The sequence below is a fragment of the Candidatus Defluviilinea proxima genome, assembly GCA_016721115.1.
GTDB lineage: Bacteria > Chloroflexota > Anaerolineae > Anaerolineales > Villigracilaceae > Defluviilinea > Defluviilinea proxima.
In genome coordinates, this window is sequence record JADKIW010000001.1 from 4,690,011 (window position 1) to 4,702,761 (window position 12,751).

The following is a 12,751-nucleotide window of genomic DNA, read 5'->3' on the forward strand; positions in this document are numbered from 1 at the left end:
ACACGGTACAAACTTCTATGATGGATAGCACCATCCACATCCTTTTGATAGAGGATGATCCTGCACACGCAGAGCTTATACAGCGCTCTTTTGAAGATCGGGGGGATGAATCGAGGTTGTCCATTGCCCATACGCTGGCAGACGCCCGGGAATATCTGAAAAATTCTCAACCAACATTGATCATTGCGGACTGGCGACTGCCAGATGGAGATAGTAGCGAGCTATTGCAAGACGATCATAGTAGCGGACCAGTTATCCCTGTCATTATCATGACAAGCTATGGCAACGAGCGCAATGCCGTAAATGTGATCAAGGCGGGTGCGCTCGATTACATTGTCAAGTCGTCTGAATCGATGACTGACATGCCCCATATCGCAGAACGTGCCATTGAGCAATGGAAAACCAGCAAAGAGAAAGAACAAATCCAGATCGCACTCACCGAGAGCGAATCACAATTCCGTTTACTGGCTGAAAACTCATCAGATATGATCTCGCGTCATGACGTGAAAGGTATCTTCCATTATGTATCCCCGGCCTGTCATACCCTGCTCGGGTATGAGCCCAACGATCTGATCGGAACACCGGTGGTGCAATATATTCACCCGGAAGATGCAAAAGAGTTGAGTGATCTGCTCGCCACACCCAAATGGGACGATATCACTGTCACATTGGATTACCGTGCACGACATAAGAACGGTGAATATATCTGGATCGAAACCACCGCCCGCTTGTTCTTTGATGAAATAAATAACCGTCAGGAATTTCAGGCGTCTTCCCGTAATATCACTGAACGTAAAGAAGCTGAAGAAGCTCTTCAACGTGCGCACACAGACTTGCAAGAAGCTTATGACAAGACAATCGAAGGCTGGGTACTTGCCTTAGACTTGAGAGACCGCGAAACAGAAGGGCATACTCAACGCGTCACAAATATGACGGTAAAGCTTGCCCGCGTACTAGGGTATACCGAGGAGGAGATCGTACACATCCGCCGTGGAGCCCTTTTGCACGATATGGGCAAGATGGGTATACCCGATGAGATACTGCAAAAGCCAGGTCCGCTCACGGATGATGAATGGGTCATCATGCGAAAGCACCCCGAAATGGCCTACCAGATGCTTTCCCAAATCAAATATCTGAGAGACGCCATCACCATCCCCTATTACCATCATGAACGCTGGAATGGAAGTGGGTATCCTCACAAACTCAAAGGCGAGGACATTCCTCTCCATGCCCGTATGTTTGCAGTGGTAGATGTGTGGGACGCCCTTTCAAGTGACCGTCCTTATCGCAAAAAAATGCCACCCAAAGAAGTGATCGAATACCTGCAAAAAGAAGCAGGACGCCTCTTTGATCCACATATTGTGGAAATATTTATCCCCTTGATCACTACAGGCTAAAACACGGCGCTCCATTTCGGAGCGCCGTTTCCTTATATCTACAACACTACGGATGGACGCAATCGATCTCCATGGTGTTTGCAGTGTCCACATAGCAATAGGGTAGCCCCAGGTTCATTTCTATAATGGTCTGCGGCCAAGGAAACGGCTCCGTAAGGTTCAAAACAGGATATGTAACACGTAAAGTTTCAAGATACCAAGGAAAGTGCAGGAGGTCAGATGCAACAACGAACAAGTCTGGCCGCTCATGCAAGGCATAGTGGTAATACCATAAGCTAAAGACTGCTCCGTCCCCTTTCACAAATAGAATGGCTTGTGAAGGCGCTTGCGCAAACACCATTTCTACGAATTGATCGGCGCGCTTATCATTAGATGCGTCCACTTTAGGTGCAACGTGAATAGCATTGATGAACATGAATGAAATGACGACCGTCCCTAAAACAACCTTTACTATTAACCGTCGATCAACCAGACCGAGGATTCCATCCATTCCCACCCCGACCCAAGCCGCAAAACATAGGAATGCAGGGATAAGATACATTTTTGAATCGACTGTATCGTACTGAAGCGAAAAGAGGGAAAAAGTAATGGCAATCCAAAGGGTGCAAACATAGAAACGAGAACGTTGAAAAAAATAAACCACACCCATTAATCCAAGACAGATCCCCGGTAAGGAAAAATTCTCAAGCAGGAGGGATGTCCATGCGGCAATTCGGTGAATAAAAGAACTTACAGGAATTAATAATTGGTCCCAATACAGTTGCCCTGTCACAAGCCAAATCAACCCATCGAAGGTTTGAGGGTTGCCCCAATTCACAGGAGGAAAAGATGATGCTCGAAAAGGTAGAACAAGATACACTGTCAGGCTGACAAAAACCCATAGAGATTGATTCAGAAAAACGGTCCATTTTTGACGCGTGGAAGTAGATTGATCCAGAACTATATCTGCAACGAAGATCGGAATGAGAAATATACTGGTCACATGATTTCCCAGAGAAAGGCCAAGGAATAACCCACGCCAACGATATATATGTCTCATATTCTTTGATTGAGTATATAAAAAGAGAAGAACTGCCATCAATAAAGCATGTAATGCATACACCTCTGTAATAACAGCTTGAGACCATATGAGTGGGGCTAGTCCAAAAGAAAGCCCAGCTACCAAACCAGCGAATTGGGGCCATTGTCTTCCTTGTGCGGCAAGGTATTGAGCCACTAAGGCATACAAAACAATGGATGCTAACGTCATACACATGGCAGACAAAAGATTTGTCCGATATGCGAGTGAGCCAACAGGAATCGCTTGAAAAGTTCTGGCGAGGATCAAATAAACAGGATACCCTGTTGGATGTGGCACTCCCCCAATTGCGGCCGCTGTAATCAAGTCCCCACCATCTGAACCATCATTTGCCCAAGTGAGACCCGGAGCCATCGTTGTAATATAAATCGAAAACAATACAACGCCCAACAATACGGGCGGTGCTGATCGAACAAGGGAAAAACTCCGATTCATAGTTATCTTGATTTTAACCATAAAAGGCCATCCATTTGGGACGGCCTTTTATAAAATTCATGGATGTCAAAGTTGAAGTTGGTTATTTATCTTTTCCACCGGGTGTATACATACCAGTGAATTGAGCAGGCGCGCAAACCATCCCGTTTTCTGTAGTGGACTCTAAAGCGGTCCACTGTGAGGCATAATCCGTCAGGTCGCCAAGATAATAGTAGATCGTCATTTCTTTATCGGGGCGGGCCGCGAAGCAAATAGTCCAATTACCATCGTCTGCCGTTGACTGTTCCCAACGCACAATGTCATTATCCTCGTAATGGAGCACGTGACAACCCGGCTGGTACAGCAATCCATTTTCGGTTGGGAATGTAAGATTTGTCTCCCTATCAACCGGATCTCCATTCACAGGGTCTTGTACATGCACCTGATCTTGGATGGTATTTTTCTTATGTTCTACGATCAACGTACAAATTCCACCGACAGAATAACGACCTGACTTTGTAATAGTAACAGAGTTAGACGGAGGCACAATACTTCCTGGGTTTGTATCGCTAGCCAGACTATTAACATCTCCCCCTACCCCTTCACTTATAGGAGGCTCGCTAGCAGGTGCATATTCGCCAGTATATAAAGCGGAAGCACAAGCAAGTCCATTTTGATGGCTGGTTGCAAGTGGTGCCCACACCTTCGGTTGAGCAGAATCAAGGTAATAATAAATTACAAGGTTGGCTTCCGGACGCTCCCCAAAGCAAACAGACCATTGTCCATCTTCTGTGGAGACTGAGTCCACTACTTGATTTTCCTTGTAATGCACCACGTGACATCCTGGCAAGAGCAGGGTACTCAAATTATTTGGGGCATTGTAAGGGATGTCGCTAGAAAGGCTTACAGGCACATCAATATCAACATCATCGCGAAGTCCTGTATTCTTATAATCCACCTCAAACGCACAAACACCACCGAGATAATAAATCCCATCTTCTGCAATCGAAATCTTGTCAAACTGCTGGCTTGGGGCTCCCAACTGATCTAGCTTTAAAGGGCGGGGACCTTCGGTTTTGCTCGGAAAACGTAACGCACTGGCCCAAGTTGGGTCAGTACTGGCAATAACGGTTACAGAAATCACCAAGGCGATTACAACAAAAAAAAGTATCCTGTTTTTCATTTCATCTTCCTTATATCGAAATATAAATAGTGCATAAATTGTATTTCATAATGCCAAAAACAAACTTCGGATTTGGAACGAGTTCAAGGAACTTCGAAAACAAGCTCGAATTCCAAGTCCGTTCTAAGGTTGCTTGGATAATAAACTACATTGCCGTTCACTTGAGTTCCATCGGGAACACTAAACAGGGCTACATCGTCCGGCAAACGAACTTCAATATCAATCGGAATAGCCATAGTGCCGGGTTGTTTCTTTACCGTGAGACGATATACAACTTGTCGAGTTCCCGGGCGAATAGATAACGTATCCATTGGAAGCACATACCGGAGCTTGGTGGTCACCGTTTGCCCTCCCGGCACAACTTTTAATAGGCCATAAGTTGAAATACCATCTAAATCCTCATCCAAGGTGTCTACACGGGCAAAAACATCTTGTCCACGTAACATCCACTCGGCTGGAATGGATTGAGGGTTGGACTGCAACAACCTGCTTTGCCCTCGAGTGTAAATTCGCAGATAATCCCAATAACAACGATCAATCGGATAACTCTCCTGACCATCCAATGAAACTCTATCACGCAACCCACAAGGGATTAAGCCTGAGGAAGAGTTCATATGCTCAATAAGTACTTGGGCTACTGGCGTAGTCGGATTTGTCAGGTCAATACTATAGGTAAGTTTAGTAGACACCACAGAATTAGTTTTATTAAAGCCAATATTCGAATCCACTACCATTAGGAAGTCACCATCAACAGGTTTGATAGCACCATCCCAATTATGACGAGCCAGCAAGTTCGACATTTCTTTATTATCAAGCTGAATCATTAAGTGACGTTCATCCAACACTCGAACTATAAAATCAGCAAATTTACGAACTGGCACATCGCCAGAGAGTATTTTCTTCAACAAAGCGGATGAAATCCTATTCATAAACAATTTATTATTCCATCCAGGAATTGCCAGGTCTTCTTCCGTCTTTATCTTTGACTCGCGCATGAAAGGTACAACTGTATTGGCGTCAACAGGCTGATCCGCACCTTCTACTTCAATCGGACCTACGACTTGCAGTAACTCAACCAACATATGCTGATCGAAAGCAATCACCCCATCAACGGAATGGCCTTTTGCATACGAATACAAATACTCCGCATACAGCACAGATCTTGGAAAATCCGTAAACCAGTTTGCATCTCTAAATACCATCACCGGGCTATTCATGTATTCATTCAATTGCCAGGGCGCGCTAGGATAGGGCTGATCCCAATTATCCATATCCCCAGAATTTTCAAAATCCATACCGCCGAGTTGCCCATCCTGCACAACTACCGAACTTGCTGCAGTAATAAACCCACCCGTTGGACGAAGTTCATCCTCATTTTGCACCAAAAGCAAATATGTTTTGGGGCCTTCATCAGATGCACCTGCAACTTGCGGCAATTCAACAGCCAGAGTTAACCCATCCCGCATCAAACCAAGCAAAGGATCAACTCTATTTATAACCAAATCCTTTACTCGAGGGGACAATTTTTCAATATTTAATTTTTCTCTGGCAGTCAGTGCGTTTTGTAACTGATCGGACGCAGTATTCATCTGTGGCGCGATCTGATTCAAAAGATTGAGGAGTCTGGGAGGGTCGAAACTGATCTCACCTGAAGAATCCAATACATCGTCCAAGAGAGGCGCGCCTGCCTGATACGTCATATCAGCAGAAGTCAGCATCGAATCGGCCATCTCGATCAACGCAGGGGCGGAAATCATATCTCCACCATAAGTTGGCACCCAGCCCAACAAGGAGGTCATCCATAAAAAAGGACCTACCTCTTCTCGTAAAGCAGAAAAATCCTGGCGCGTTTTTGAAAGTAATGCCCCTGCATTTTTCAATTTATCAATACTTGGAGTCTTGGACACATCCTGAAGTTTATAAATGTCATCTACAACAACTCGTGCCAAACCGTACACATGTAAAGCTTTTATAACGCCCAACGTGGCAAGAATCAAAAACAGACCCAGAATACCAAGCGCAATCCATCGGCGCACCTTACGAGGTTTCTTCTTCGGAGAAGAAGCAAGGGAAGCATCTTCAACTTGGCGGGATAAATATTGTTCACGCACTTGAATAGCGTGCGTCAGTTGTTCGATTCCTTTTCGGTGCCAATCACTCAATGTACTATCTGGCGCTACACCCGATTCGCGCCCGATCAATATATAAGGCTCAAATTGAGCCTGAGTTAATTCGTCTGCACGCCCATATACAAAGAACAAAATAGCCCTGTCAATATGAGCCCAAGCATTACGCAAAGAGCCTGGCGCTACAACACCAAACTTGGCAGGCGCAAAATATTGCGCAGCAAGCAAACCGAACTCAGCCCAACGCGTGTCCAAACGAATGCCACGCCGAGGTGGAATCCCCGGCATAGTTTCGCGAAATACTGCAGAAACAGCATGGATCAGTTTTTCGCCGGGAGAACCTTGAAAGTCACGTGCAAGATCTAACACAAAACGAGCAGATACCCAGGGATGAGAATCTAATTTATGCGGAGCTTGAATGTTTTCAAGGATTTTTCTAAGTTCAACGGTGTTCATCGAAAATTTCTACGGGATAAATTTGCAAACAGAAATAAAAGGGACTTGTTCTATCTAAACTTTTATTGATATCGTCCACATAAGACGCAATGAGAGTAATTACTGGATCATCAAAGTGCGAGGCCAATTCTACCAGTTGATGGAGTCTTTAATAAAAAGATGGCGTCCTTTTCATGGACGCCATCTTTTTATCTATTTTACCGTTACTCTACACTTACCAATACGGCACGTACTACTACGCGTTTCTTATATGTGTTCGTTGCCTCGTCATACTCCTTACAGGTAACGAGCGTCAACCATGACTTCGTTTCATGATTGAAAATAGATGCATCATTCGGGTTGACCACCTTGTTGGCCCGCACTTCATAAACATACTTTTTGCCGTATGCATGAATTACGATCTTATCGCCATATTTGAGCGTGTTGAGTTTTACAAATGGACCTGGCAACCCGTTCGCGCCATAAACATGACTAGTAAGCACACTGTTGCCACTCCAAGTTGGGAACGCGCTTCCTTCCAACCATCCAGCCTGATTCCCCAACCAAGCTACATTCCACTCTCCATTGTTTAGCGACACGCCTACGACCGGCAGGTTGATCCCTAATGCAGGAATCTCCACTGTCATATTTCCAGCTTGTGAGTAGTTTTCTCGTCTCACTTTGCTCAGGTCAGTGACTACATTAGGTGCAAAGCCAGTAGCGGGTACCGCTCCATTGAATACACCAAGTACAAGTGTATCGCTCGTACCATACACATCCACCTGGCTGGCAGGGTCATAATCACGTTCAGTTGAGAAGGCGTTACTGGTCTGAGGCGTGCTCACATCCCCCGGTAGGCTGGTCCAAGCAACATTAGCTATGTTGGAAACACCACCAGGCGGCAGAGACATAATCCTCACACGGAAGGTTACACGTCCATTCCCACCGCCCAAGGCAAAACTATTCCATATTGCACGAACAGTACGCGTACCTGTATCATAACTGCAAGTGGTCGCATCTTGCGCGCCAGATGTGCACTCTAATGTTCCAGTCACCAGTTCCAATTCAGTAGGAAGGGCATCAGTTACCAAGACATCATAAGCATTCGTCTCGCTGTTTGCTGTATGTTGAATATTCAAAGTGATCGTAACTTCTGAGCCTACCGCTACCAATGTTGTGTTGGCTGTTTTTGAAATCGAAAGGTCAGGCTCTACGATGTTGACAGCAGCCCTGACAGGGGTTAATGGGGTTGAGCCTAAGATGAGTTGGGCACTATTATTAAGTGTCAGACCTGAAACATTATCAGCGTTATCCAAAACCACAGCTGTATAAACAAACGAAAGGGTCTGATCTGAGCCGGAGCTATTTGTCAATGTGCCCAAATCAAATGTCACACGACGGCCATCGTCTACCGTGGTGGTTCCGGGGTTATCCGACACCGCATTATCACAAACTGTAGTTAGAGATCCAACGGAAGTGGTTAATCCTGTTCCAGTAATGCTGACACAATCCATAAAGGAAAGTCCGCGATCCATTGTATCCACCATTTGGGTGTTATTAAATACCCCAGGTGGAACGTTAATATTGACTGTATACTCAACGATCTCACCAATCGCTACATCTGTGCCAACTGTAAACGTCTGGTTACTACCGCTGACAGATTTACCCAAACTCGGGTTGTCTTGCGTTGGCGTGACTGTTACGCTGGCATCATCGTCTTCATCGGGTGTCCGCGGTCCATTGTTCGGAGTTGAGTCTGGGTCGACCTCAAGCGCCGCTGTGATCTCGGCATAGTTCGTGTACGGCCCCGGCACATTGACAGAAACCGTGAGACCCAACGTGGCGCTGGCTCCAATAGCAAGAGGATTGGTCAGTGACCATTCTCCGGTAGCGTTGTTATATGAGCCGTTGAGCGTGTTATGGGACACATAAGTAAACCCGGCTGGGATCACATCAGTGACAACCACACCTGTGGCAGGCACCGTACTGGTCAACGCGTTCGTCACCGTAAGAGTGAAGGTTATATTCGTAGCAACGAGTGGTGTTGTGATATCAACGGTCTTGGTGAGGGAAAGATCCACCTGATCGACTAATGCGGTGATCGTGGCCGTGGCCGTGTCGCAGTTCGTCGCGTTCAATACTTCACAGATCTGGTACGTCACCGTGTATGTCCCGGCTGCCGTGCCTGCCGGTACGCTCAGGGTGCCATCCGCGTTGATCCCTACACCTGTCAGTCCACCATCCGCTGTGATGCTCGGAGTGACATCCCCGTTGGCAAAGGCTGCACCGTTCAATGTGTCGTTGCTGTACACCGTCGCGGTCGTCCCACCCGTCAGGCCGTTCACAGGCGTCGCGCTGTAGTCGTCATCGTTCGCTACGATCACCGCCGGGTCAACCTGGATGGTCACATCCGCTGTATCGCAGTTCGTTGCGTTCAATACTTCACAGATCTGGTACGTCACCGTGTATGTCCCGGCTGCCGTGCCTGCCCGGTACGCTCAGGGTGCCATTCGCGTTGATCCCTACACCTGTCAGTCCACCATCCGCTGTGATGCTCGGAGTGACATCCCCGTTGGCAAAGGCTGCACCGTTCAATGTGTCGTTGCTGTACACCGTCGCGGTCGTCCCACCCGTCAGGCCGTTCACAGGCGTTCCGCTGTAGTCGTCATCGTTCGCTACGATCACCGCCGGGTCAACCTGGATGGTCACATCCGCTGTATCGCAGTTCGTTGCGTTCAATACTTCACAGATCTGGTACGTCACCGTGTATGTCCCGGCTGCCGTGCCTGCCCGGTACGCTCAGGGTGCCATTCGCGTTGATCCCTACACCTGTCAGTCCACCATCCGCTGTGATGCTCGGGTGACATCCCCGTTGGCAAAGGCTGCACCGTTCAATGTGTCGTTGCTGTACACCGTCGCGGTCGTCCCACCCGTCAGGCCGTTCACAGGCGTTCCGCTGTAGTCGTCATCGTTCGCTACGATCACCGCCGGGTCAACCTGGATGGTCACATCCGCTGGATCGCAGTTCGTCGCGTTCAATACTTCACAGATCTGGTACGTCACTGTGTATGTCCCGGCTGCCGTGCCTGCCCGGTACGCTCAGGGTGCCATCCGCGTTGATCCCTACACCTGTCAGTCCACCATCCGCTGTGATGCTCGGAGTGACATCCCCGTTGGCAAAGGCTGCACCGTTCAATGTGTCGTTGCTGTACACCGTCGCGGTCGTCCCACCCGTCAGGCCGTTCACAGGCGTTCCGCTGTAGTCGTCATCGTTCGCTACGATCACCGCCAGGTCAACCTGGATGGTCACATCCGCTGGATCGCAGTTCGTCGCGTTCAATACTTCACAGATCTGGTACGTCACTGTGTATGTCCCGGCTGCCGTGCCTGCCGGTACGCTCAGGGTGCCATCCGCGTTGATCCCTACACCTGTCAGTCCACCATCCGCTGTGATGCTCGGGTGACATCCCCGTTGGCAAAGGCTGCACCGTTCAATGTGTCGTTGCTGTACACCGTCGCGGTCGTCCCACCCGTCAGGCCGTTCACAGGCGTTCCGCTGTAGTCGTCATCGTTCGCTACGATCACCGCCGGGTCAACCTGGATGGTCACATCCGCTGGATCGCAGTTCGTCGCGTTCAATACTTCACAGATCTGGTACGTCACTGTGTATGTCGGCTGCCGTGCCTGCCGGTACGCTCAGGGTGCCATCCGCGTTGATCCCTACACCTGTCAGTCCACCATCCGCTGTGATGCTCGGAGTGACATCCCCGTTGGCAAAGGCTGCACCGTTCAATGTGTCGTTGCTGTACACCGTCGCGGTCGTCCCACCCGTCAGGCCGTTCACAGGCGTTCCGCTGTAGTCGTCATCGTTCGCTACGATCACCGCCGGGTCAACCTGGATGGTCACATCCGCTGGATCGCAGTTCGTCGCGTTCAATACTTCACAGATCTGGTACGTCACGTGTATGTCGGCTGCCGTGCCTGCCGGTACGCTCAGGGTGCCATCCGCGTTGATCCCTACACCTGTCAGTCCACCATCCGCTGTGATGCTCGGAGTGACATCCCCGTTGGCAAAGGCTGCACCGTTCAATGTGTCGTTGCTGTACACCGTCGCGGTCGTCCCACCCGTCAGGCCGTTCCCAGGCGTTCCGCTGTAGTCGTCATCGTTCGCTACGATCACCGCCGGGTCAACCTGGATGGTCACATCCGCTGGATCGCAGTTCGTCGCGTTCAATACTTCACAGATCTGGTACGTCACTGTGTATGTCCCGGCTGCCGTGCCTGCCGGTACGCTCAGGGTGCCATCCGCGTTGATCCCTACACCTGTCAGTCCACCATCCGCTGTGATGCTCGGGTGACATCCCCGTTGGCAAAGGCTGCACCGTTCAATGTGTCGTTGCTGTACACCGTCGCGGTCGTCCCACCCGTCAGGCCGTTCACAGGCGTTCCGCTGTAGTCGTCATCGTTCGCTACGATCACCGCCGGGTCAACCTGGATGGTCACATCCGCTGGATCGCAGTTCGTCGCGTTCAATACTTCACAGATCTGGTACGTCACTGTGTATGTCCCGGCTGCCGTGCCTGCCGGTACGCTCAGGGTGCCATCCGCGTTGATCCCTACACCTGTCAGTCCACCATCCGCGGTGATGCTCGGGTGACATCCCCGTTGGCAAAGGCTGTATCGTTCAATGTGTCGTTGCTGTACACCGTCGCGGTCGTCCCACCCGTCAGGCCGTTCACAGGCGTCGCGCTGTAGTCGTCATCGTTCGCTACGATCACCGCCGGGTCAACCTGAATGGTCACATCCGCTGTATCGCAGTTCGTTGCGTTCAATACTTCACAGATCTGGTACGTCACCGTGTATGTCCCGGCTGCCGTGCCTGCCGGTACGCTCAGGGTGCCATTCGCGTTGATCCCTACACCTGTCAGTCCACCATCCGCTGTGATGCTCGGAGTGACATCCCCGTTGGCAAAGGCTGCACCGTTCAATGTGTCGTTGCTGTACACCGTCGCGGTCGTCCCACCCGTCAGGCCGTTCACAGGCGTTCCGCTGTAGTCGTCATCGTTCGCTACGATCACCGCCGGGTCAACCTGGATGGTCACATCCGCTGTATCGCAGTTCGTTGCGTTCAATACTTCACAGATCTGGTACGTCACCGTGTATGTCCCGGCTGCCGTGCCTGCCGGTACGCTCAGGGTGCCATTCGCGTTGATCCCTACACCTGTCAGTCCACCATCCGCTGTGATGCTCGGGTGACATCCCCGTTGGCAAAGGCTGCACCGTTCAATGTGTCGTTGCTGTACACCGTCGCGGTCGTCCCACCCGTCAGGCCGTTCACAGGCGTTCCGCTGTAGTCGTCATCGTTCGCTACGATCACCGCCGGGTCAACCTGGATGGTCACATCCGCTGTATCGCAGTTCGTTGCGTTCAATACTTCACAGATCTGGTACGTCACCGTGTATGTCCCGGCTGCCGTGCCTGCCGGTACGCTCAGGGTGCCATTCGCGTTGATCCCTACACCTGTCAGTCCACCATCCGCTGTGATGCTCGGAGTGACATCCCCGTTGGCAAAGGCTGCACCGTTCAATGTGTCGTTGCTGTACACCGTCGCGGTCGTCCCACCCGTCAGGCCGTTCACAGGCGTTCCGCTGTAGTCGTCATCGTTCGCTACGATCACCGCCGGGTCAACCTGGATGGTCACATCCGCTGGATCGCAGTTCGTCGCGTTCAATACTTCACAGATCTGGTACGTCACTGTGTATGTCCCGGCTGCCGTGCCTGCCGGTACGCTCAGGGTGCCATCCGCGTTGATCCCTACACCTGTCAGTCCACCATCCGCTGTGATGCTCGGAGTGACATCCCCGTTAGCAAAGGCTGCACCGTTCAATGTGTCGTTGCTGTACACCGTCGCGGTCGTCCCACCCGTCAGGCCGTTCACAGGCGTTCCGCTGTAGTCGTCATCGTTCGCTACGATCACCGCCGGGTCAACCTGGATGGTCACATCCGCTGGATCGCAGTTCGTCGCGTTCAATACTTCACAGATCTGGTACGTCACTGTGTATGTCCCGGCTGCCGTGCCTGCCCGGTACGCTCAGGGTGCCATCCGCGTTGATCCCTA

13 protein-coding genes are annotated in these 12,751 nt (G+C 50.2%); 1 reads left to right on the plus strand and 12 read right to left on the minus strand.

Annotation, left to right across the window (positions count from 1 at the left end; genetic code table 11):
- Positions 1-17: 17 nt before the first annotated feature.
- Entirely contained in the window at positions 18-1,397 is a 1,380-nt protein-coding gene (locus IPP66_21810) for a PAS domain S-box protein (GenBank protein ID MBK9927917.1), read from the plus strand.
- Positions 1,398-1,443: 46 nt separating this feature from the next.
- On the opposite strand, the gene IPP66_21815 is transcribed toward IPP66_21810, so the two are convergent.
- The 12 genes from IPP66_21815 to IPP66_21870 all read right to left on the minus strand — a co-directional run bounded on the left by IPP66_21815 (position 1,444) and on the right by IPP66_21870 (position 12,688).
- Entirely contained in the window at positions 1,444-2,910 is a 1,467-nt protein-coding gene (locus IPP66_21815; protein ID MBK9927918.1) for a DUF2723 domain-containing protein, read from the minus strand.
- A gap of 82 nt (positions 2,911-2,992) precedes the next feature.
- Entirely contained in the window at positions 2,993-4,072 is a 1,080-nt protein-coding gene (locus IPP66_21820; protein ID MBK9927919.1) for a hypothetical protein, read from the minus strand.
- A gap of 83 nt (positions 4,073-4,155) precedes the next feature.
- Positions 4,156-6,654, minus strand: a complete 2,499-nt coding sequence (locus IPP66_21825) for a DUF4012 domain-containing protein (protein ID MBK9927920.1) — start codon at positions 6,652-6,654, stop codon at positions 4,156-4,158.
- 203 nt (positions 6,655-6,857) lie between these two features.
- Positions 6,858-9,095 carry a sortase gene (locus tag IPP66_21830; protein ID MBK9927921.1) on the minus strand — a complete coding sequence of 746 codons (2,238 nt, stop codon included), beginning with the start codon at positions 9,093-9,095 and terminating at the stop codon, positions 6,858-6,860.
- The gene (locus IPP66_21835; GenBank protein MBK9927922.1) at positions 9,076-9,396 is read right to left on the minus strand and encodes a hypothetical protein; all 321 of its coding nucleotides are present in this window, start codon (positions 9,394-9,396) and stop codon (positions 9,076-9,078) included. The genes IPP66_21830 and IPP66_21835 overlap by 20 nt, the downstream gene beginning before the upstream one ends.
- Positions 9,397-9,465: 69 nt before the next feature.
- Positions 9,466-9,696, minus strand: a complete 231-nt coding sequence (locus tag IPP66_21840) for a hypothetical protein (GenBank protein ID MBK9927923.1) — start codon at positions 9,694-9,696, stop codon at positions 9,466-9,468.
- Entirely contained in the window at positions 9,677-9,997 is a 321-nt protein-coding gene (locus tag IPP66_21845) for a hypothetical protein (protein ID MBK9927924.1), read from the minus strand. Before IPP66_21845 ends, IPP66_21840 begins: the two co-directional genes overlap by 20 nt.
- Positions 9,998-10,065: 68 nt before the next feature.
- Positions 10,066-10,296, minus strand: a complete 231-nt coding sequence (locus IPP66_21850; GenBank protein ID MBK9927925.1) for a hypothetical protein — start codon at positions 10,294-10,296, stop codon at positions 10,066-10,068.
- Positions 10,277-10,891, minus strand: a complete 615-nt coding sequence (locus IPP66_21855) for a hypothetical protein (protein MBK9927926.1) — start codon at positions 10,889-10,891, stop codon at positions 10,277-10,279. The genes IPP66_21850 and IPP66_21855 overlap by 20 nt, the downstream gene beginning before the upstream one ends.
- 68 nt (positions 10,892-10,959) lie before the next feature.
- Positions 10,960-11,190, minus strand: coding sequence for a hypothetical protein (locus tag IPP66_21860; protein MBK9927927.1), 231 nt, complete (start codon positions 11,188-11,190; stop codon positions 10,960-10,962).
- Positions 11,191-11,258: 68 nt separating this feature from the next.
- Entirely contained in the window at positions 11,259-11,789 is a 531-nt protein-coding gene (locus IPP66_21865; protein MBK9927928.1) for a hypothetical protein, read from the minus strand.
- 68 nt (positions 11,790-11,857) lie between these two features.
- Positions 11,858-12,688, minus strand: a complete 831-nt coding sequence (locus tag IPP66_21870; protein ID MBK9927929.1) for a hypothetical protein — start codon at positions 12,686-12,688, stop codon at positions 11,858-11,860.
- Positions 12,689-12,751 lie beyond the last annotated feature (63 nt).